This is a genomic window from Leucothrix mucor DSM 2157, from assembly GCF_000419525.1.
GTDB lineage: Bacteria > Pseudomonadota > Gammaproteobacteria > Thiotrichales > Thiotrichaceae > Leucothrix > Leucothrix mucor.
Window position 1 is genome coordinate 2,094,109 of the sequence record NZ_ATTE01000001.1, and the last position, 22,559, is coordinate 2,116,667.

General features: G+C 47.0%; 14 protein-coding genes. 8 read left to right on the top strand and 6 right to left on the bottom strand.

Translation table 11 applies throughout. The features are described 5' to 3' along the window. Positions 1–3: 3 nt before the first annotated feature. From LEUMU_RS0109340 to LEUMU_RS25375, 5 genes are all read left to right on the top strand, one after another. Entirely contained in the window at positions 4–1,848 is a 1,845-nt protein-coding gene (locus LEUMU_RS0109340) for a Mur ligase family protein (RefSeq protein WP_022952023.1), read from the top strand. Positions 1,849–1,976: 128 nt separating this feature from the next. After that, positions 1,977–3,143, top strand: a complete 1,167-nt coding sequence (gene iadA, locus LEUMU_RS0109345) for a beta-aspartyl-peptidase (protein WP_022952024.1) — start codon at positions 1,977–1,979, stop codon at positions 3,141–3,143. Positions 3,144–3,151: 8 nt separating this feature from the next. Further along, positions 3,152–3,982, top strand: coding sequence for a cyanophycinase (locus LEUMU_RS0109350; RefSeq protein WP_022952025.1), 831 nt, complete (start codon positions 3,152–3,154; stop codon positions 3,980–3,982). 28 nt (positions 3,983–4,010) lie between these two features. Then, positions 4,011–5,738: a chloride channel protein gene (locus LEUMU_RS0109355; protein WP_022952026.1), complete on the top strand. Its 1,728-nt coding sequence runs from the start codon at positions 4,011–4,013 to the stop codon at positions 5,736–5,738. Then, entirely contained in the window at positions 5,725–6,849 is a 1,125-nt protein-coding gene (locus LEUMU_RS25375) for an extracellular solute-binding protein (RefSeq protein ID WP_022952027.1), read from the top strand. The genes LEUMU_RS0109355 and LEUMU_RS25375 overlap by 14 nt, the downstream gene beginning before the upstream one ends. A 28-nt stretch (positions 6,850–6,877) precedes the next feature. Here the strand turns inward: LEUMU_RS25375 and glgC are convergent, their stop codons facing one another. Continuing rightward, positions 6,878–8,143, bottom strand: a complete 1,266-nt coding sequence (gene glgC, locus LEUMU_RS0109365) for a glucose-1-phosphate adenylyltransferase (RefSeq protein ID WP_026744635.1) — start codon at positions 8,141–8,143, stop codon at positions 6,878–6,880. Positions 8,144–8,296: 153 nt separating this feature from the next. Here glgC and LEUMU_RS0109370 point away from each other — a divergent pair, with 153 nt between their 5' ends. Continuing rightward, the gene (locus tag LEUMU_RS0109370; RefSeq protein WP_040504289.1) at positions 8,297–9,004 is read left to right on the top strand and encodes a DUF2270 domain-containing protein; all 708 of its coding nucleotides are present in this window, start codon (positions 8,297–8,299) and stop codon (positions 9,002–9,004) included. A 38-nt stretch (positions 9,005–9,042) separates the two neighbouring features. Here LEUMU_RS0109370 and LEUMU_RS25380 read toward each other — a convergent pair whose 3' ends face one another. The 3 genes from LEUMU_RS25380 to LEUMU_RS0109385 form a co-directional block, all read right to left on the bottom strand. Further along, complete coding sequence (locus tag LEUMU_RS25380; protein WP_022952030.1) at positions 9,043–10,596, bottom strand: GGDEF domain-containing protein; 1,554 nt, start codon at positions 10,594–10,596, stop codon at positions 9,043–9,045. Positions 10,597–10,758: 162 nt separating this feature from the next. Continuing rightward, positions 10,759–11,754, bottom strand: coding sequence for a hypothetical protein (locus LEUMU_RS0109380; RefSeq protein WP_022952031.1), 996 nt, complete (start codon positions 11,752–11,754; stop codon positions 10,759–10,761). Positions 11,755–12,069: 315 nt separating this feature from the next. Further along, positions 12,070–13,839 carry a TolB family protein gene (locus LEUMU_RS0109385; RefSeq protein ID WP_157474298.1) on the bottom strand — a complete coding sequence of 590 codons (1,770 nt, stop codon included), beginning with the start codon at positions 13,837–13,839 and terminating at the stop codon, positions 12,070–12,072. 196 nt (positions 13,840–14,035) lie between these two features. Between LEUMU_RS0109385 and LEUMU_RS0109390 the strand changes: the two genes are divergently transcribed. Further along, positions 14,036–14,893: a hypothetical protein gene (locus tag LEUMU_RS0109390; RefSeq protein WP_022952033.1), complete on the top strand. Its 858-nt coding sequence runs from the start codon at positions 14,036–14,038 to the stop codon at positions 14,891–14,893. An 8-nt stretch (positions 14,894–14,901) separates the two neighbouring features. Beyond that, complete coding sequence (locus tag LEUMU_RS25385; RefSeq protein WP_022952034.1) at positions 14,902–15,669, top strand: glycosyltransferase family protein; 768 nt, start codon at positions 14,902–14,904, stop codon at positions 15,667–15,669. On the opposite strand, the gene LEUMU_RS0109400 is transcribed toward LEUMU_RS25385, so the two are convergent. Both LEUMU_RS0109400 and LEUMU_RS0109405 read right to left on the bottom strand, forming a co-directional pair. Further along, positions 15,666–19,118, bottom strand: a complete 3,453-nt coding sequence (locus tag LEUMU_RS0109400) for a TolB family protein (protein ID WP_022952035.1) — start codon at positions 19,116–19,118, stop codon at positions 15,666–15,668. The genes LEUMU_RS25385 and LEUMU_RS0109400 overlap by 4 nt on opposite strands. Positions 19,119–19,234: 116 nt before the next feature. Beyond that, complete coding sequence (locus LEUMU_RS0109405) at positions 19,235–22,531, bottom strand: LamG-like jellyroll fold domain-containing protein (RefSeq protein ID WP_157474300.1); 3,297 nt, start codon at positions 22,529–22,531, stop codon at positions 19,235–19,237. Between the last annotated feature and the right edge of the window lie 28 nt (positions 22,532–22,559).

Consider the following 22,559-nt stretch of genomic DNA (forward strand, 5'->3'; position numbering starts at 1 on the left):
CCCATGACTGATAAAGATTTAACCAACTCAGTAAGCGATGCCAGCAATGTGTCAGCGAGTCATCCAGTATTTACACTGGATGACTCGCGCCGCCTAACGGGTAAGAACTTTTTTATGGATCGACCCGGTGCAGTGATCGATGCCTTTGTTGAAGGTGTCGATAAGCAGCAAGTGGTCGATGTCTGGCTGGCACAGTTAGCGCCGTTATTATCTGCAGTCGATTGGCAAGCTGAGCAGCGCATTTACCGGATTTTTGAGGATGGCGTCTCGCTCGGATTTTCTGCGCCGATGGATGCTTTATATGCGGCGACTGAAATCAATGAAGCGGCATGGGCTTTAACCGTTGAGCAATTGCTTAATAGCAAAACGGTTTCTGAGATCACGCTGACTGAGCTAAGCAAAACCCTGCTTAATACACTTGAGGCCGAGCGTAATCCAAAGTTACTAGCCATTATGCAAGCGGCTGAGCAACACAAGGTCGATTGTTTGGTGGATGATGATTTTGTGTCGTTGGGCTATGGGCGCAGCGCTGAAGTCTGGCCAGTGCAGAAGTTGCCTGATCCAAAGCAATTGGATTGGTCGCATTATAAAACCATTCCCATGGCGCTAGTCACTGGCACCAATGGCAAATCAACCAGCGTGCGCCTGACCTCGCATATTATGCAACAAGCCGGTTTACGCTGTGGCGTCACCTCCACCGATTTCATTCGGGTGGGCGATACCATTATTGATAAAGGTGATTACTCAGGTCCGGGAGGTGCGCGCTTGTTACTGCGCCATCCGGAAACTGAGGTGGCTGTGCTGGAAGTGGCCCGCGGTGGCTTATTGCGCCGTGGCTTGCCTATCCCTCAGGTCAATGCCGCGCTAGTCACCAATGTCGCCTCCGATCATTTGGGCCAATATGGCATTAATACCGTCGCCGCACTCACCGCCGTGAAAATGCTGGTCGCCAAAGGAGTGGCTAAAGATGGCACGCTGGTACTCAATGCCGATGATGCAAACTTAGTGACTTTTGTTAAGCAGTTTGCCGCTCAGGAGAAAAACTACTTAGCGCCGGTTTGTATTAGCGATGGCGACAGCAGTGAAGACGGTATTACCGTGCAGCCAGCTGCCCTTCCCGCTAAAATCACTTGGTTCTCGCTGGATGAGAACAATCCGGTTATTGCTCAGGCTAAAAGCAAAGGACAAGCCGTGTGCTTTGTTCGTGACCAGCAGATTATCTATGTAAGCGCTGATGGCACGGAAAACCAAATCGTCGCAGTCAACGATATTCCAATGACGCTGCAAGGCGCAGCCATTCACAATATCCAAAATGCTTTGGGTGCCGTGGCGCTAAGCACCGCCTTGGATGTGGACGCCAGTGCAATAAAATCAGCCCTAATGAGCTTTAATAGTAATGCCGCGGACAACCCGGGGCGTGGCAATTTATTTAGTTATCATGGCGCGCAAGTCATGCTCGATTTTGCACACAATGTGCATAGCATGGATGCCATGGCAACAACGCTGAAAAATATGCCCGCCAGCCGCAAGCTCCTGCTATTGTGCCTGCCCGGCGATCGCAGCGATGAAGAGGCCCGTGCCATGACTTTATCTGCAATGGCGATGAACCCCGATGGCGTGTGGGTGTGTGAGCTACCTCCGTATCTTCGTGGCAGAGCGTTAGGTGATATGCCTGCTATCATTGCAGCGGCAGTGCGAGAAACTGGGTTGGCGCAAGCTGCAATTCAGCAAGCAGATAGCCCGTTAGCGGGATTCTCCGACATACTTGAGCAGCTGCAAGCGGATGATCTGGTCTTTGTGATGGCATTGAGTCAGCGGGATGATATGGCTGCGCTACTGAGTCGATAAAAAAGCATTTCACTAAACAGCGACAAAGCGCCATGACTTGCCAATTACAATAGCCTGTCATAGCCAAAAATTAATTTAAAGCGGTCCCGATCCGCTTACAAAAACACTCTAGAAAGGATAAGAAAACAGTGACGGGTTTAACCATTTTGCGCAATGCCAATGTCTATGCGCCACAGCCATTGGGGCTAAAAACCGTATTAGTTGGCGGTGGGAAAATACTGGCCATTACCGATGAGGCGCTGGAGCTACCCGCTTCAATCGTCGCCGATGATATTGACCTGCAAGGCCGCATTCTCACGCCCGGCTTTATCGACGCCCATGCACACATTACCGGCGGCGGAGGCGAAGCAGGCTTTGCCACACAAGTGCCCCCTGTGCCACTCAGCCAGTTCACCGCGTTTGGCGTAACGACAGTAGTTGGCTTGCTTGGCACCGATGACACTACCCGCAGCACGGGCAATTTGCTATCGCGAGTCTATGGCTTACGTGAAGAAGGCATGAGCGCCTACTGCTGGACCGGTGGCTATCATTACCCACTCACTACGCTGATGGGCAGCGCGCGTGAAGACATTGTCTATATGGAACCCATCATTGGCGTCGGTGAGTTTGCAATTAGCGATCACCGCTCCTCACAGCCACAGTTTGAAGAAGTGATCCGCATTGCCAGCGATGCACACGTCGCCGGATTAATGACCGGAAAAGCGGGCATTGTGCATTTTCATCTGGGCGATGGCTCACGCAAACTAGCGCTGATCAAACGCGCGCTGGCAGAAACCGAGCTACCGGCACGCGTGTTTAACCCCACCCATGTCAACCGCAATAAGCCCTTATTTGACGAAGCTTGTGAGATGTTATCGCAAGGTATTTATATCGACATTACCGCATTCCCAGATGATGCGGTGGATGATGGCTGGAGCGCCGCAGAAGCTTTATTGCTAGCAAAGGAGCGTGGCTGCCCGCTAAAGCAGATCACCATTAGCTCCGATGGCGGCGGCTGTATGCCAGCCTTTGATGCAAGCGGAGCTGTGGTGGCAATGGACTTTGGTCGCTCAGAAACGCTACTCGCCACTTTAAAAACAGTCACAGCGCAAGGTATGGCACTGGAGGATGTGCTATCCTCGCTCACCGCTAATGTGGCTCATTTGTTACGCCTTCCTGCCAAAGGAAAGATCGCAACAGGGGCCGATGCTGATTTGCTGGTGTTAGACGCCGATTACTCGATCAACGACGTAATGGCGCTGGGGCGCTGGCATCTGCGGGATAAGGCATTAATAATGAAAGGCACTTTCGAATAGGGGTTTGTATGTGTCCAGCTAAAGTTAAAGGTGATGCAGTGCGTGGTTTTGTTATCCCGGTCGGGGGCGCAGAAGAGCGTTTTGACGATCCGGTGATTCTGCAACGGTTTGTGGATTTATGTGGTAGCAGCGATGCGCGTATCGTTATCATTCCAACGGCCTCGCAGCTGGATGAAACCGGACCGAATTACGAACAAGTCTTTCATGATTTGGGTGCGGGAAATGCGGTGTCATTACCAATTAATACCCGCGAGGAAGCCCGTCAGGATGACTACCTCGACACACTCATGCAGGCCAACGGCATCTTTATTACCGGTGGTAATCAATTGCGCCTGTCGACTATTTTAGGTGGCACACCGATTGCGCAAGCCATTCGCCGTCAAAATGCCAAAGGCGTACACGTGGCTGGCACTTCCGCAGGTGCGGCGATTATGCCAGAGCACATGATTGCCGGCGGCGCGAAAGGCGCATTGCCGACCGCAGAAGGCGTAACCTTTGCGCCGGGCTTGGGCTTATTAAATAAAGTGATTATCGACCAACATTTCAGTCAGCGTAATCGTTTGGGTCGTTTGCTCTCTGCAGTCTCATACAACCCCTTTGCATCAGGCTTAGGCATTTGTGAAAACACTGCGGCCTTTATCGGACCTGATGATGTGCTGGAAGTGGTCGGCGTCGGTTCGGTCACCGTGATTGATCCATCCGAGCTGGCGCACTCGTCAATGGCAGAAGCCAGCGGTAAAGAAGCCATCACCCTACTCGGCGTGAAAATGCATATCCTATCGCAAGGCGCGACTTACAATATTTCGACACGGGAATCGCAGCCACCTGCCTCTTGTTAATCCCCTGATTCTGGCCTAATCTCTTGCAATGATATCCAATCTAACGCCCGCCACAATCTTTTACCGCTTTACAGTCCTCGCGGTAATGGCTTGTGTGTTGGGGGTTATTGTTTCGCTGGCGGCCATTGCCTTTGTTGAGGCCGTCGATTGGCTCAATAATGTGCTACTCATTTCTCCCCGCACACGCGTACAAGTCCAAGACCCGCTGCTACTCACTGCCGCCACTATTTTGGTGCCGACCTTAGGCGGTGTGGTTGTTGGCTGGCTACTGCAATATTGCTCCAAAACCAAACGCCCGCTAGGCCCACCCGATAGTATTAAAGCCGTGCAGTTGCGCTGTGATTTACCTGACTCACGCTCAGGCTTAGTCTCGACAATGGCGGCAGCCATCTCATTGGGATGTGGCGCATCGGTTGGCCAATATGGCCCGATGGTGTATTTGGGCTCTTTATGCGGCGGCTGGGTGGCAAAGCTAAACCTACAGATTCCCAACTTACAATCGATCGCCATTGCCAGCGGTGTGGCGGCGGCTATTTCCACCGCTTTTAATGCCCCCATTGCCGGCCTTATTTTTGCGCATGAAGTGATTTTACGGCATTACTCCTTACAAGCATTTGCACCAACCACCGTGGCGGCTGCTACTGGGTATGTGGTCGCCAATGTGATTTTCGAGCGCCCTGCACTGTTTTTGGTGGAATTTCCGGGTGTTGAAAATGGCTATGAGTTCGGCTTATTTGCAGTGCTGGGTGTGGCTTGCGCGGCACTGGCTACCGTGTTTATGCGCCTCACCCTATCGATGTTTAAGGTTGGGCAACGCTTACCGCTTCGCCCCATGTATCGCCCCGCACTGGCAGGATTACTCGTTGGCTTAGTCGCACTGGGATTACCCGATGTGCTGGGCATGGGTAATGAAGTGCTACGCTTTGCCACCATCGAAGGTGCCTTCACCAATTCAGAGCTCGCCTTGCTGGTTTTCTCCAAAATTGTGCTTACTGCAGTGTGCGTTGGCTTTGGTTTTGCAGGCGGCGTGTTCAGCCCGGTAATCCTGATTGGAATCCTGTTTGGAGCCTTATTCTGGTCGCTACTCGAACTCATCGGCGTGCCAAACTCCGGTCTGGCAGTCTATGCTATTTGCGGCATGATGGCATTGGCCAGTCCGGTTATCGGCGCGCCATTAACCACCATTCTTATCGTCTTTGAACTCACTCAAAACTATCATTTAACCGTTGCCGCGATGGTGGCGGTGGTGTTTGCTAACCTCCTCGCCTTCCGCTTATTTGGTCGCTCTATCTTTGATGTGCAACTCGCTGGCAAAGGCATCAACTTAGCCTCGGGGCGTGATCGCGCCATGCTTGATGATTGCAAAGTGATTGATCGCCCGACAGGCAACTATGTCGCCTACAATATTTCACTCACCGTGGCAGAAGTTATCCAAGCTTTAGTTAAGAAAGGACACTCCGAAGCGGCCATTATTGACGATGACGGAAAGTATCGCGGCATGTTACGGATTCAGGATGTCATCGGCCAAGCCGACAGCGCTTCTCTTGAGAGCCTGCTATTTAAAGACTGGCCACAGTTTGATGAGACCACTACCATTTGGGAGGCGATGAAACAAGTTGAAGGCTTTGTAGGCGAAGCCGTTCCGGTGGTTTGCGCCAATGGCCAACTGGTGGGAATGATCACAGAAGCCAACCTAATCGTTGCCTATCTTGAAATTGTTCATGAGCTAAGGAAGGAAGAAAATGCAGCAGTCTGAAGCCCGTGTTATCCCAAAACTATCTTCATTGTTATGTGGTGTGGCACTCGCGCTGCTCGTCAGCTCAGCAGTCGCCGACGAGCAACCAAGCATCACGATTTCAACCTGGGGTGGCGCGTATCAGGCGGCTCAGCAGCAAGCTTTGTTTACGCCCTTCGAAGCACAAACCGGCATAAAAATTAACACCCAGCTGCAACAAGGCGGGCTGGATATGCTCACCGGCGACAATGTGCCTGACTTGGTCGATATGGAAGAAGCTGACGGCCAGTTAGCCTGTGAAAAAGGCTTATTGCACAAGATGGACTTTGTACCGGTAGTTGCCCCTGAAAAAGCGGGACTATCAGTTAAAGACGATTTTCTTCCTAAAGCGTTTTTACCCTGCGGCGTGGCACACATGACCTTCGCAACCTTGGTCGCATTTAATACCAATGCCTTTCAGGATGAAAAGCCATCCACCATTAAAGACTTCTTTGACCTGAAACGCTTTCCGGGCAAACGTGGCTTACGTAAAAACTCCGGCACCATTTTAGAATGGGCACTCATGGCCGATGGCGTTCCGATCAGTCAGGTTTACGACTTACTAAGTACCGAACGCGGTTTACGCTTAGCGTTTAGACGACTGGAAAGCCTGCGCGGAAATATCGTCTGGTGGGATAAACCAGAAGAGCCGGGGCAACTCTTGTCCGAAGGAAAAGTCACCATGAGCTCAGGCTACAATGGCCGTTTTTTCGATGACCAGACCAGTAATAAAGCCATCACCTTGCTCTGGGATGGCCAAATTATTGATCGCAGTATCTGGGTGATTCCAGCGGCCATAAAAAAGCCAGGTCCTGCACTCACACAGTTTATTCGCTTTGCCACACAGCCCAAACAAATGGCGAGGTTAGCCGAACGCATTCCCTATGGCCCTTCGCGATCAAGCGCGCTGAAATACATTGGCAATCACCCTATCGAAGGAACGCTAATGATGCACCATTTACCGACCAATCCGAATCACTTGAAACGCTCGCTGTTTAGAGACACAGGCTGGTATGCAAAAACGGACACACTACGCAGCCAAGCGTTTGATCGTTGGCTGTCGCTATCCAAAGGCCTACAACACTCGCAGTAAAGAGGCCTTTGGCAGCTTCTATTGACTATTATTCTTTATCTAACTTCTCGATCATCGCTGCAGTAATCAAACAAATACCGGACTTGGTACGTCTAAAGCGCTTCGCATCTAATTCAGGGTCTTCACCAACTACCAAACCTTCAGGAATGATGACTCCACTATCAATCACCACATTGGTTAGCTTGGCGTGACGCCCAATCACTGCATCTGGCAATACCACCGCACCCGTCAGGCTTGAATACGAATGAGCTTTTACGCGAGTGAATAGCAAGCAACGCTCCAGCTGAGCACCAGAAATAATGCAACCACCCGACACCATTGAGGAGACCGCATTACCACGGCGACCTTCTTCATTGTGAATAAACTTAGCCGGCGGCGTCAGTTCGGAGTTAGTCCAAATTGGCCATTCGTTATCATAGATATCAAGCTCAGGCGCAAAATCGGTCAGATCCATATTGGCCTGCCAGTAAGCATCAACCGTTCCAACATCGCGCCAGTAAGGCTTAGGCTCAGAGGCACTACGCACACAAGAGCGGCTAAACGGATGCGCAACCACTTTGCCATTTTTAACCAGATCCGGAATCAGATCGTGACCAAAGTCATGCGTAGAATCGGGATTCTCGCTGTCTTTTCTCAACAGGTCCATCAAGAACGCTGTATCAAATACATAGATTCCCATACTGGCTAAGGCCAGATCAGGATGACCAGGCATCGCCGGTGGATCAGCGGGCTTTTCAATAAAGTCCAAGACACGGTCAGTATCATCCACACTCATCACACCAAAGCCGCTGGCTTCATCGCGCGGTACTTCGATACAACCGACGGTGACATCAGCGCCACTTTCGACGTGCTGCTGAATCATCACCGAGTAATCTTGCTTGTAAATATGGTCTCCTGCGAGCACCAAAATATACTTAACATTATAGGCTTCGATAATATCAATATTTTGAGTTACGGCATCGGCAGTACCCTTGTACCAGTCGGTGTCGTTCATGCGCTGCGAGGCGGGTAAAATATCTAATGATTCATTGCGCTCGGCACGAAAGAAACTCCAGCCGCGTTGCAGGTGACGAATTAAGCTGTGTGATTTATATTGCGTTGCAACGCCAATTCTCCGAATCCCGGAGTTAACTGCATTGGATAATGCAAAGTCGATAATTCGGGTTTTTCCGCCGAAGTAGACTGCGGGTTTCACTCGCTTTTCTGTCAACTCTTGTAAACGGCTGCCACGTCCTCCCGCTAAAATGAATGCCATGGTTTGCTGTGCATACTGTTGTGGCTTTTTCCCCATCATTCCTCTCCCTTTTGACTTCGTTAATGATACTTTTTCAGGCAACTAACACCTAGTTATAGCCTATACCTAAATGGATACGTTTTCACAAAAAGTTATCCTAAAATGTTATTATTTCCGCCCGAGGAGATCATTAATTTAGAGTGCCAGTTATTTATGAGCATAATCCAGTCCAAAACTATCAGTCAGAAGGATAGATCCAACGAAAAACTCCCTGAATTCAGCGCCGCTGAGATAGGAGCCATCGCCCATCTTTACCGAGGCGAAGTTTACCGATCGACCACCTGGCGAACGCGTTTGGATAACACCACCAACTGGGCAATCGTCACCACTGGATTGGCACTTTCAATTACCTTTGCCAATAAAGGCTCTACCCCGCTGCCGATGATTTTAGTGGGATTATTGATTACTGTTTTCTTGTTTTTTGAAGCGCGCCGTTATCGTTATTTCAATGTGTGGCGAGCCAGAGCGCGGCTGATTGAAACCGAGTTTTACGTGCCGCTACTGCGCAGGGAAAGGCATCAACACGATGCCGAATGGGCTGAGCTACTGGCCCACGATTATTGTCAGCCCCAGTACCATATCAGCTACATAAGAGCGATAGGCCGCCGCTTACGTCAAAACTATATTTGGATTATTAGTGTTCAGGCGATCGCTTATTACGGCAAGCTGCTGATTCACCCTACGCCATTAGAGCATTACCAGCAGCTGTTTCAGCGTGCCGATATTGGGCCAATTGCAGGTGAGTGGGTCATTCTAGGCGGCTTTATTTTCCATACCATTTGGGTGTTGCTGGCGTATATCACTTGGCGGCAGGATTTGGCAGATCGCAAGCGCCGAAACAGCGATGTTGCAATGGGATGAGGTGATAGGGTTTAGATCAAAGGGCTTGAGTAATGCTCTTAATGCTCAGGCCGCTTGCCTAGCTTCTTAGCGACATACATGGCGTCATCCGCGATATGAATTAATGCTTCCGGCGTAGTTGCATCATAAGGGTACAGGGAGATTCCAATACTGGCACCTAGTACCGCCTCTTCATCCCCTAAATCAATCGGCTCTAACATCAGATTATCGATCTTTTTCGCCATGGCAGTGACCTCGTTGATGCTTTTCACATCCGACATGACGATGACAAACTCATCACCGCCATAGCGAGCCACGGTATCGGATTCGCGAAAGCAGGAGAGCATTCTTTCGGCTATTTTCTTGAGGATTTTATCACCCACTAAATGCCCGAGCGTATCGTTAATGGGTTTGAAATTATTCAGATCGAGAAACAATACTGCGACTCTTGTGTGATTACGATTTGCTCTTGCCAAGGCGTGACCAAGGCGGTCCATCAGTAAAGCCCGGTTAGGCAAATTAGTGAGCATATCGTGGTTGGCCATATGCTTGATCGAATCTTCTAATTTTTTACGCGTTCTCATACTCCAAAAAGCACAAAACAATGCCAGAAAAGCGAGAGCGACAGCAATGCCTAAACTTAAGACCCACTTCCAGTGCTGGTGGATTGCTTCAATTAGCGTCACCTGCCCGTAATTTTCATAAGGGCTCACTTTTAAGGTCTTTAGCAACTCATGAACACTGTTGTAACTTAAAGGAACCGTCCACCCTACATACTTACCTGAAACCGCTGCAGCATCCGCTGGCTTAATATCCATCAGCGCACGAGCAACACTATTGGACAGTTCGTTTGAGGCTTTAGGGAATTTGGCAAATGGCCACTCAGGATACAGGCGCGTGGAATGCTTGAATGGATAACCCGCAGTCTTTCGCTCGCCAAGCACCCGAAAATCATCTAAGTTGATCTGCCCATCAGCGGCCATACGCTCCAGCATATCGGTACGCACTGAGCCGGCATCGACAAGACCATCGCGCACCGAGATCACGATTTTCTCCTGCACGCCACCGCTGAACGTCAGCGAAGCAAAATCCTCGAAGGGATCAATGCCATAATGTGTTTTAAGCTCACCCCAAGCCACTCGCCAGCCGCCGAATCCGCCTTCGGAGACCGCCATAAAGCTTTTACCCTTAAGGTCGGGAATAGTTTGTATATCTGTATGATCTGATCGCGTAAAAATCACCGAGCCAAAGCTATTCAGCGCCAGATTCTTACGCTTATTCATCAGAGTTAGAATACGCGTTGCGCTAAGCTCAAACTCCATTTGTGTGTATGAGGAAGGACTGGTCAGCACAAAATGAAACTCGCCGCGAGCTGCCGCAGCGCTTAAGCCTTCAATACTCTCATAGGGAGATAATACAAAATGATGCTCAGGAATCCGGCTGTTTAAATAATCAACCGTCGGCTGCCACTTCTTGATTCCTTTCTCGATACCGCGATTGGCCCGCACGCCGATGGTAATCTCATCAGCAAAAGCAAAGTCCACAGACAACACGAGCAATGCCACAACCAAGCAGTTGCATAGGTATTTGGACCAGTGTTGTAAAGTAAGCATTTCCTGTGTTCCTACGTGCATCAAGTTGGGGTAACGCTGATAATGATAGAATACCCAACACAAATACGAGCTTAACGCACGCAGAAAAACCTTTTAAAATATAAGGACACCTTGAGCAAAGTGCCCTTATAAAGCCGAAATTACAGCCTGCCAAACCTCAAATCACACAAAATTCATGATTAACCAGAGGAAAGAGCACCCCATTAATGCCAACATCGGTCCATCATTGGTATGTGGGCTGAATGCTTCGGCAACCGTCATAATAATCGGCAGGAAGATCAATGAAACCAGCAGCTGTGTACTGGTAAACAAATCGTGATACATCAGCAATACAACAATCGAAATGATATACACCATCGCGCTGCCTTCAAGACTTCGCTGGAAATCACCACTCCAAAACTTACCGTCGTACCACAAAGAACGCGTGCGGTATTTATGCCGTCCAAAACGAATACCGACAGGCTCGGCCAAGCCATCACCAAATTCATTAATCAGGTTCGGAATCATAATGATGATTGACGCTTTACCAAATAAAACGATAAAAGGCAGATACACTATGAATCGAAGAATATCCTCCATCATGTCGTAGCGCAGCGTATAAGGCCGGTCCTCTATGCGGTCCCAGGCAACAAAGGCGTAAGCCAAAATTGGGAATTTACGGCGCACCACATTCCACTCCGTCACAATGGTTTTGAGTTGGTCTAAGAAGAACAGCATGCAAATGATATGCACGGCATCTTTTCCGCCGACTACAAAAAACAACGTAATGACATAGATTTTGAGTTTACGCCATGGCCTCAGCGCGAGCTTTCTCACATAGTTAATTTTTATTTTAAAGCGATGGATACACCACGAGAAAATAACTTTACCTAATAGCTCAATAAACACGGCAAAGATAAAGGCATAATAAATAATTGGATCAATCTCGGGAATGACTCCCTTTATCTCAAGCGCCAGAAGAATGCCGATACCGGTGAGGTAAACCGCCAAGGCAAAATAGATAAAGGTATTCTCCCCTGCCCAGTCGTACTTCTTGTTTTTTAATCCGTATGGATCAGCAAATAATGTTTTGAAATAAATGTCTCGCGACTCGTGTGCAGACATCGTTGCTGATTTCAAACCACGCATTTTTTCCAGCATCGTGCTTATATTTTCCATTTAACCTCCATGATTTTGATAGGGACATCCTGTCAATCGGTTCATATGACTTCCATACCCATAGATTAAGCCATAATTCGCCGTTATGAATTTTAGGGTTGGAATGGAAGTGACGATGAGCCTAGGCCATCATAGGGTAAGCAGAATAGAGGTCACAAGAGTGCTGGAAAGCCAAACTTAGGCAAGTTGCAGGTAGCTCATTGTGTTGTCTTTCCTCCAAACTAGCCTATAACTAATTTTGTGCAACTGCCTATCACTAAACTCCGTTAAGGATAGGCACATGAAAATGAAAAAACTTTAGCAATCTATTAAAGTTCAGAGCTCTTCATCAGTTACTTCGTAGCCAAAAATATCTACACCTCTAATTGGTGTGTCTGATGGACCGAAGATCCTTGCAAACTTCATCTGGCTAGTGACCTCCCCTTCAATCAAGATAAAATAAACGGAGGATTGTTGGCCATCTTCATCAGTAAATGAAAACTCGATAATATTTTCAAGCGAGGGGACTTGCGCAAGCGTCATCTGGGTTTCGTATTTTTTCTCACTACCATCTTCCTGCTTGCATAGCTCTTTTCTAACCGCTGTAGAGCCGGTGATTTTTATGGTTCCCCTACAGATATCGGCTGTAACCGAGGAATCACGGATAATTAGCCCATCCAGGTCCGCCACTTTAAACGGTAACGCCTTTAGCAGCTCACCGACACCACCTTCACCATCGGATTCCTCGGCGACCAATGTATACTGATTACCACTGATACTAACAAGACTAACAACACCTGAATCACTCTGTGATCCTGGCGGATAACTAATCAATAATTTTCCATCCGTTATCTGCCACGTATAATCATCAGTATATGGGTCGGGAGCATCACTAAACTCACCGTCACCCGCACTAAACTCGGTACCTGTTCCGTCGCTTGCAAAACTGAGCACGAATGGCACATCAGTTGAGACAAAGACTTGCGAGTTAATTTCATCGATCGTTAAATCCTGTAAGGAATTGCCTAGCCAGCTAGTTCCAAGATAACGGTTTGGATCGTATTGAATATCACCGACTCGAGTGGTCTCCAGAGTATCAAGGTGGGTGAGAAGTGTTTGCCGCTTTGAATCTGCGTTAATACTGTAAGTAACCAAGTCACCGGTAGAAGCGATTGTGGCATGCTCAACTCCATTCGGATTGTTCAAAACCTGAGTAAGCGTATTTTCCGAAACGTTTTTCACCATGTAGCGGTTTTGGTTTCGATTTTCCGACCAACCGATTATATTGCCGTCATCCGAGATGCTTGGGTGAAATAGGCGTTTTCTTCGAGCAATTTTACGAATTTCTTTATATTTTTTGTTTTCAATATCGTAGCGCATTACGGCAAAGTAGCTTGGGCGGAGTTGCACAAAGACCATCCATTTGCCATTAGCACTCAGGCTAGGCTGAACGAAGGGGCTGGCACTTGCTAAAGATCGTGTTATCGGCAAACCACCATCTGGGTTTTCAATACCCATTAAGATGGCCTGACGACCATCGGCTAAGCGTTGCTGCCAAGCAATGATGCTACCATTCCTGTCGGCGGTGACATCCACATCATCGGTATTGTTATTGGTGACTTGGTAAATCGACTCATCCTCTCCAGGATTGAGTATGTAGATTTCATAGTCTCCTCGCAGAGATTCTTTCATTGAAAATACAATACCAAAACCGCTGGGGCTACACGCAACTGACTGAATCTTTCGGTTGTTACTTACTCCAAACAGCGTTTCTACTGTATCCGTAGCCAAGTCATACTGATTGATTGACCACTTCAGGCTCCCGTTTGGTGTATGAACGATATTGCAGACTTTGCCCCAAACTTTAGCTCCAGCGTATTCCTTACTTAATAACACCGGAGAGTTAGGTATAACAGTGTCAGCCTCCGTTCCATTAGTAGTCTCAGCATACTCAGGAGCTTCTTCAATGCTTGAGGGTGGAAGCACCTTCATTTTCACATTTTCTAAACTCTTGTCGCCAAATGCTGCCTCAGGAAAGTCTGCAATGGCTAGAGAGCTTGCGAGCATGAGGCCAAGTATTGTTGAGCCTAAAAGGATTTTATTCATATAATGTAAGAAGCTAGTTAATAAGGTTAAATAAATGTAACATATGGCTTATCCTTAGGCTAATTTTGTTTTCTTTTTATCGCTAATAAGCAGCCATAGCAGGCCACTTAAACAAATTCAATTCCCAACCACCTCTAAAAGTGTATTGGTAAGAGTCATCAACATATTGAAAATAATAATCACATACGAAGATAAAATGGCTAACCTTGGTTCGGTTCAGCTGCGTGCATTTCAGGTAGTTCAGGAGTTGAAACAACACATATCACTCGAAGTAAAACCACTGTCAGCCTGCGACCAAGTAAAAAACTCACTCTTAATTTTAGTAAAACTCCGTAACTACACCAAGCTTCGTCGATTAACAGGCCGTGGTAATATTTTGGTGCTGGATATTCTGGATACCATACATTTACTGGATCAACCGGCGACGATTTTTCAGAAAATTACCGGAAGTACAACCAAAAACTTATTAAAGGAGGTGGACGCAGCTATTTTTTGCAGTGATAAAACACGAAAGGCTTATCAGCACTATTTTAAGCATCCTAATTTGTGTCAAACTATTTATCATCACTGGGATAGCCGTTTTATTCGCAGGCCAAAGCCTAGTTTCGCTCAGGTAAAATCGGCTTATTTCGGGCTACCCAGAAAAGCCCATCTCGCAGAGAAGCTATCAGGAATCGACTTTCATGACCTTCGTTCATTCAACGATATGAAGTCTGGGGTGTTTGATCAATATAATGCTCATTACATCGTCAAGCCAGATGAGGATTATTATCAATATGAACCTCTAACAAAAATAGCGACAGCGGCTTTTGCTCAATCTCCTGTGATTGCAAAAAAGGATCATGAGCAAGAGTTGCTCACAAAAGACTACCCATATTACATTTCCGGAATGACTGAAAATGATATTCTATCGGTTATAGATAAAATGCAGCTGACCTACCAAGACAAAGAATGGCATGAAGCCACTGCTATAATGGAAGATGTCTATGTTAGGACATCTCTTCAGCAAATCGCACAAGATTATTTGAAATTCATTAACCAGTTTATGAAGTAGATACCTCTATGTCCTCAATCGCTCAGGAACCCATCAGAATATTTGTCGCCACTTCACCAAACGGAGAAGATGCTGAAGCAGAAATGGTGTTGGAATACTCCTTAAGGAAGCACACTAGTAAACCGCTCGATATCACATGGATGCGCCAATCAAGAGATCCGCGTTCGATCTGGCATTGCGGCTGGAGAGGGTGGAATACACGTAAATGGGCGACTCCGTTTACCGGCTTTCGCTGGGCGATTCCTGAAGCCTGTGATTTCAAAGGTAAAGCCATTTACATGGATGTGGATATGGTCAACCTGCATGATATCAATGATTTAATATCTCTTGAGTTTGACAACAACAAAGCGATAATGGCTAGAACGGGCTTTCGCTGGGATTATGAGTTCTGCGTCATGCTAATGGACTGCGAAAAGCTTCAAGACATCATCCCTCCCTTAAAGCAACTGCGTAGACTGAATAGTAACTTTCGAAATGTGCACCTGAAACTTAAGGAAGCTGACTGCATCCAGGCTCTGGATCCACGTTGGAATAGTCTCGATGGAGATGATTACACGGTTGATGAAATTTGGCATTTACATTACACCCACATGGCATCACAACCTTGGAAGCCTGCATGGTTTACAGGAATTCCAGAGGAACATAAAAGATCCGAAATTGCTGATCTGTGGTTTCAATATAAAGCAGAAGCAATGGCAAATTCTTGGTGGCCAAAAAAGCCATCGCCTCCGTTTGGGAAATTCAAAATCCGCAAAAAAAGAAAACCGAGAAGCTAGTGTTGGGAGACTGTAACTTCCTCTCGATAAAGAGTATCCATCTGCCGGGCAACGCCACCGCTTCCATCCGGTGAAATGATGGATACTGAATACTGTCCTCCGGTTGCAGCCAATAAGTGGATCACCCAAGCCGATTTAGCACCCGGCTCGCTTATAGTCACTACACCATCATCCAACTCCCAGATAAAAGCTACTTCATCAGCACCCGAAGTATAGCGCACACCACTCCCGTTATTTCTAAACCAGAAAGTCATGGATTGATCAAGGCTTCGAAGGTGCCTCCCCGTCACTTGATTAAGCTCAAAGCCACTACTTCGCAAGCTACCTAACCAGTTATTCGACAGATAACGTATTGGGTTCGTTAAGGTTTCACCGATGATGGTAGTATCCAACGTGTCTATTTCCATCAGATACGTCTGTGCATGACCGGAGGTATTAACACTGTAAATTACGTGCCTACCATCCCCAGAAAGCACTGCGTGTTCAACACCATTAACCTCATAGATCACATCAGTCGTGATGTCCTCCGTCAAGTCCTTTACCCGGTAACGAAGCATTGAGGTCCGCTCAGACCAACCCACTTTATTACCATCATCCGTAATACTTGGGTGGTAGAGCTTTTTACGACGCGCGATCACTCTTACTTCTGTGTACGTCGTATTCAAAATATCATAACGCATCACAGCAAAGGAACTGGGGCGCAATTGCACAAATGTAAGCCACTCACCATTGGGGCTTAATGATGGCTGCACAAAGGGGTTAGCACTAGCCAGAGTAGTACCAGTGAACTCACCATTCTCTTGATACTGACGCAACTCAAGCGCCTGACGGTCATCCGGCAACCTCTTCTGCCAAGCGACCGTAAGGCCATCACGGCTACGAGTCACATCGACATCATCGGTATCATTATCCGTGATTTGAGTGACAAGCCCGCTGGTCACTTCCAGTTCATAGATCTCGTAATCACCTTGAACTGAATCTTTCATGGAGAATAAAATATTCTCACCAGCCGGATCACAAGCTACCGATTGGATGGTACGATTTTTACCCATACTATAAACGGACTCAGTCACCGCATTTGGCAGGCCCGCTAAATCATATTGGTTAATTCCCCAACGTCGCGTATCGCTGTTCGGGTCATTCACCACATTGCAGGCGTAACCCCAAAGTCCGCTACCGTTCACCTCATCAAGATCATCAGTAATGCCGTCACCGTCAGAGTCCTGAAGCTCAGGGTTTGTCTGTGCTAAGTACTCATTGAGATTAATCACATTATCATCATCAGCATCCGTAGTCGCATCAGACGCATCCAGTGGGTCTAAACCATACTCCAACTCCCAGGCATCCGGCATGCCATCGTTATCATCGTCGGTATCTGAATTATTGCCAACGCCATCCAAATCAGTATCTGACCACTCAGAGCGATCATCCGGGAATTCATCATCACGATCATAAACACCATCGCCATCGCTATCGACCGGAATCGTGTCATCCCACCACGGCCCTAACATGGACTCCTGAAACGTCATCGCTGCATCGTATTTTGGTGCTTCTGAACGAGGCTGACTTAAATATTCTTTTACGCCCCAATTACCGAAGTAATAAGGCAGTTGTGGCATCGAGTACAACATAAACAGTGTCGTGACATGCTTTGTCTCTGATTGCCAAGCGTTTAACAAATCCAAATAACGCTGCTTCATTCTGGGGTCATTATTAGCGGCTTTGATTAACTCTCTTAAATCCCCGTCGTTTGAAGTGAAATGCTGCCCTCCCTCATAGGCTAGGAGTTGCACGTTATAATCACTCGCGATTTGAGCCTGAGCTTTTATTTTTCTGATCGTGCCGCTCAGCCCATCTGTTGATGACTCCCAATCAATCACTTCAAACAAGTCATCAACCGTTTCAGCCTCTGTTGTTACCTTAGGTGCGCCAGCACATAAGTCACTCGAGCGATTCACGCAGCCTGAAAAATACGGTGCTATCGCAAGCGCATCCACCTTAGAGCGGCCTACAGCATTCTCAAACTCCAGAATTTTTTCTGAAAATACCTTGTCTCCAATTTGAGTTCCCATCACTCGAATCAGACGCTCCTTACCAGAAAATGCAGCTTCCCATAGGTCGAAAATTTCAACCGACCGCTTGGAGTAATATCTAAGCCTCGAAAAATAATCTGCCCCGCGAGCTGTATAATTTATAAATTCATCAGGTACTGTATCGAAGCCCAGCTCATTCCCTTTCAACTCCGCATAGAAATGTCCAATAAACCTGAAGTTCCAAACCTCATTGGAGTACTCAATGTATACACGCAAATGGCTATTCAGATGCTCTCTGACATATTTTGCAAACAAACGAATATAATTATCATCCGCAGCATGCGGCATGTTGAACCATGGATTCACGTTAGCCTGATTCGCCAATTCAACCGCCACCTCAACCGGCACCCCCTTTCTGGACACTCGGTTGTATACGCCACTCTTAGTCGATAACGAAGTAAGATCTGACCCACCCCAAACGGCATCACCCAGTAACGCCCGCTCATCCCAAGTATCAACATGAGTGATGCATGACTCAATCAACTGCCTCAGATTATCCTGGCAAGTAGACTGTCCGGGGCTTGCTTCCATGAGGTTCATCATTCGCACTGTATTAAAGTCTTTCAGAAAATTCAGATAGTCCGGGTTGAAGATAATCGCCTCCCGATCGTTCTTCAATCGGTCGACAAATGATGTAAACGGCTGACTATCACTGCAAGAAGATTCATCGGCAACCCAAAGGTGGTTAATGCCTTCACAGGTTCCACCAGGCATAATCACGCGAATATCCTTAATGTAATTCCCTTTACCTTCTTCGATACCGGCAACCTGTAGAGTCACTTCGGAAACACCAGCCTCAATTTTGATTATCCTACCTTGAAACCCTTCATTTTTAAGGGAAACCGGCAAGGGGCTTGCGATGACATTGCTACTAAAACCAATCTCACCTTGCCCCTCATAGAGCACAGTGTAATCACCATAGGGAATGGAACCTTCGGGTACAAGCCCAACCAGAAGCTTGGTTCTTGCATTTCCCCCCTCCTCAATACTCGTCACCCAACCTGACTGATCGGTCGTGATGCCAATAGAGAGTTCTTTGAACGGTCTGGCGATTCGGAAGATATCCACAAATGGGATCGCCAAGCCTACAGAAGATGTTTCCTCTAACTCAGAGTCAGCACTCTCACGATAACCAGCCTCGGGCTGAGGAGATGAAGTATTAATACCCAGAGAAGGCGCAAATGCGACTGTCAACGTGCGCTCTTCGAATTGGACGGTGGTTGTTTTTTGGAGTAGCTCAGTTTCTTCCTCGGATGAATCGCTAACACAGCCGGCTACTAAGCCAGATATCAAGAAAAGCATCGTTAGTAAGTAGACTTCCTTAAGTACTGCTATAGTTTTGATCTTAAAGTACATAAGCTACTCCAATAAAAAAGACACCAATCATATATCAGAAATTCATCCGATATCGACTAATGTCTTTTATTGGGTACTAAATTGAGCGGATAACAGTCGCTACCGCTCTGCTAAAGCTACTCTTGATACAAGGTATCAATCTGGCGAACCACCCCACCCTGCCCATCCGGTGAAATCATCGATACCGTGAACTGATTCCCCGTTGCGGCGAGTAGTCGGATCACGCTGACCGAGGCGCCACCTTGCTCTGTTAAGGTCAATATGCCGTTAGCTAATTGCCAATTAAACGCAACCGCATCATCACTGCCTAAGGGGTAGCGCACACCACTGCCGTTATTTTTCAACCATAGGGTCATGGATTGCTTAACACTGCGAAGGTATCTTCCGGATACTTGGTTCAGCGCAAAGCCATTACTACCCAAACTGCCCAGCCAGTTATTTGAAAGGTAACGCACGGGACTGTTTAAGGTCTCACCAATCACCGTGGTCTCGAGGGTTTCCAGAGCCGTCAGATACGTTTCTGCATGACCTGCGGTATTAACACTATAGATCACATGCTTACCGTCACCAGAGAGCACGGCATGTTCCACACCATTGACGTTATAAACCACATCGGTTGTCGTATCTTCTGCTAGATCTTTAACGCGGTAGCGCAGCATTGAGGTGCGCTCTGACCAACCGATCTTATTCCCATCGTCAGTAATGCTTGGGTGATAAAGCTTTTTACGACGCGCAATCACCCGCACTTCTTTGTACTTGCCATTCACAATGTCGTAACGCATTACGGCAAAAGAACTGGGGCGCAACTGCACAAAGGTGAGCCACTCGCCATTGGGGCTTAGTGAAGGCTGTACAAACGGATTGGCACTGGCCAGTATCGCACTGGTGAACTCGCCATTATCCTGATACTGCCGAAGTTCAACGGCTTGACGGCCATCAGCTAGCCGCACCTGCCAGGCGACAGTACGGCCATCGCGACTGCGAGTGACATCGGCGTCATCGGTATCGTTATCGGTGATTTGAGTGACAAAGCCACTCGCGGTTTCCAGCTCATAGATTTCGTAATCGCCTCGAACGGCATCCTTCATAGAGAACAGAACACTCTCACCTGACGGCGCACAAGCCACTGACTGGATGGTGCGGTTCTTACTCATGCTGTAAACCGGCGTACCGGTTGCGTTAGGGAGGTCAGCCAGGTTGTATTGGTTAATGCCCCAGCGGCGTGTGCTGCTGTTCGGGTCATTGACTACGTTGCAGGCATAGCCCCAAAGCCCTTTGTTGAAGACAGTATCTTGGTTGTCGATAATGCCATCGCCATCAGTGTCTTGTAACTGAGGGTTAGTATTGGCTCGATACTCATCAAGGTTAGTTAGGTTATCGCCGTCTGCATCAGCAGCTGCATCACTCTCATCTAGCGGGTCTAAACCGTTAGCGATCTCCCATGCATCAGGCATGCCGTCATTGTCATCGTCGGTATCTGCATTGTTCTCAATACCATCACCATCATTATCGGTTACAACTAGGCCACTAAGCGTTAGCACAATATTTGCAAACTCAAAATCATCATAATCAAGAAAGCCGGACATTTGGCTAATCACTGCTAAATCATTACTACCTAATTGATAGCCGCTTTTTTCCAGTGCGATAGTATAAGTTTTATAACTACCATCGGAGGGAGACGCATCAAGCTTAAAGGAACTACTATTCACCGATAGCATACCGCCGGTTTGGATACCTTTCGCTTTAAAACTTAGACTTGCTTTTTCATAACCATTGTATTGAAGGGCACTCACATCAAACGACTTACTAAATTGAGTTCCTTCCGTTACCTTTTGAAATTGAGAGTTAGCACTACCACTGTAACCGTCGTCCCCCAAGTGATGAACCTTAGGCTCAATCTCTAACACTACCTCATTGGCCTTAATGGGATTAATCACAAAGTCCACCTGGTAACTATCTTCAGAGCTAATCTGCAGTGTTTCCGTTGCGGGATGGTAACCTTCCTGAAAAGCATAGATTAAGTACGTCGTAGCTGAAGCGTCGTCGAAATAAGACTTATCAACCTTAATTTCGTAATTTCCAGAAGTATCAGTAACAGCGGTTGCACTCTGTTCTTCGCCATCCACTAGGTACTCAAACTTTACATTGATGCTTGGAACCGCCTCACCAGTATCATTACTAATAGTGCCTGTAATCACTTTCTTAAACGTTGCTTCTTCTTCCCCTAATTTGTAAAGTGCTTGGATTTCTCCCTCATTTAAAGTTCGATCATAGATCCTTACTTCATCAATTAGCCCATAAAAAAACTCAATCTGACCGTTACCAGGACCTGCTTGGCCTATGGTAACAGGCGTGTTTTTAATGATTAAACTACCTAGATCATTTATTACTGAGTCTCTCTTAACTTGTGAAACACCATCAACAAAAAATAATAAAGTAGTGCCATCGTAGGACATCGTCACGTTGTGCCATGTATTTGCAGTCCCCTCATATCCAATGTAATCCCAAGTTTTAGGACTTGCTAAGGTACTAACGCCTCCCCCTAATTGCTCTCCATTCTGCTCATCACCCATTCGGATTTCCCAACTGCCGCTGGTATAATACCCATTATTTACGATACCCTGATAAGTTTGAAACTGTCCCGTTCTCTTAAACCAAACCGACACTGAGAAATTTTCTCCCCAGTTTGTGTTTTTAAATGAATCAACTGATATTTTACTAGCACCATCAAAGCTCCCCGCCTTTCCAGTAATACCGTTAGCATAAGTAACTGAGCCACTCTCTACACCATCGTTTTCGTTACCAGAACTATCATTAGCATTACCTTCAAACTCGTAGTAAGCAACTAAACCCTCTTGTAAGTTAACACTATTAGAACCTCTAACAGTAACCACCAAACTATCACTTACTATCGCACCATCATCATCAGTGATGGTTAAAACCAACGTATGTTTTCCAACGGTCGTCGGGGTATAGGCAAACTCAGCCGTATTAGCTAACACCGTGTTTCCTTCTCTCCACTCGTAACTAACAACCATACCATCACTATCTGTTGCCGTTCCGGTAATCTTTATTGAAGTATTTACTACAGGTAATATTTTATCTTCGCCAGCACTAACAATTGGTGCTTGGTTACTAACACTTCCGGGATAGTCATCTTTATCTTTGGGGTCAGTGCCCTCGGTTATTTCCTCTTCGTCACTAACACCATCGTTATCGTCATCAAGATCACAAGCATCACCCTGCCCATCTTGGTCAAAATCTAATTGGTTAGCATTAGCAAGGTATTTACAGTTGTCCGTATCATTATTAACACCATCATTATCACCATCAGGTAGTGGATAATAAATGGTAATATCCACTGGAGTAACAGTAACATTGATTGGCTCCATCACAACATCAATAGGGTTCACAGTAACATCTATGGGCACATAGATAGGT

Excerpts from the sequence above, each read along its gene's own strand:
- LEUMU_RS25385 (WP_022952034.1), top strand. The coding sequence starts at position 14,902 with ATGTCCTCAATCGCTCAGGAACCCATCAGAATATTTGTCGCCACTTCA.
- LEUMU_RS0109355 (WP_022952026.1), top strand. The coding sequence starts at position 4,011 with ATGATATCCAATCTAACGCCCGCCACAATCTTTTACCGCTTTACAGTC.
- LEUMU_RS0109385 (WP_157474298.1), bottom strand. The coding sequence starts at position 13,839 with ATGAATAAAATCCTTTTAGGCTCAACAATACTTGGCCTCATGCTCGCA.
- LEUMU_RS0109390 (WP_022952033.1), top strand. The coding sequence starts at position 14,036 with ATGGCTAACCTTGGTTCGGTTCAGCTGCGTGCATTTCAGGTAGTTCAG.
- LEUMU_RS0109350 (WP_022952025.1), top strand. The coding sequence starts at position 3,152 with ATGTGTCCAGCTAAAGTTAAAGGTGATGCAGTGCGTGGTTTTGTTATC.
- LEUMU_RS0109340 (WP_022952023.1), top strand. The coding sequence starts at position 4 with ATGACTGATAAAGATTTAACCAACTCAGTAAGCGATGCCAGCAATGTG.
- glgC (WP_026744635.1), bottom strand. The coding sequence starts at position 8,143 with ATGATGGGGAAAAAGCCACAACAGTATGCACAGCAAACCATGGCATTC.
- LEUMU_RS25380 (WP_022952030.1), bottom strand. The coding sequence starts at position 10,596 with ATGCTTACTTTACAACACTGGTCCAAATACCTATGCAACTGCTTGGTT.
- LEUMU_RS0109370 (WP_040504289.1), top strand. The coding sequence starts at position 8,297 with ATGAGCATAATCCAGTCCAAAACTATCAGTCAGAAGGATAGATCCAAC.
- LEUMU_RS0109400 (WP_022952035.1), bottom strand. The coding sequence starts at position 19,118 with ATGTACTTTAAGATCAAAACTATAGCAGTACTTAAGGAAGTCTACTTA.
- LEUMU_RS0109380 (WP_022952031.1), bottom strand. The coding sequence starts at position 11,754 with ATGGAAAATATAAGCACGATGCTGGAAAAAATGCGTGGTTTGAAATCA.
- LEUMU_RS25375 (WP_022952027.1), top strand. The coding sequence starts at position 5,725 with ATGCAGCAGTCTGAAGCCCGTGTTATCCCAAAACTATCTTCATTGTTA.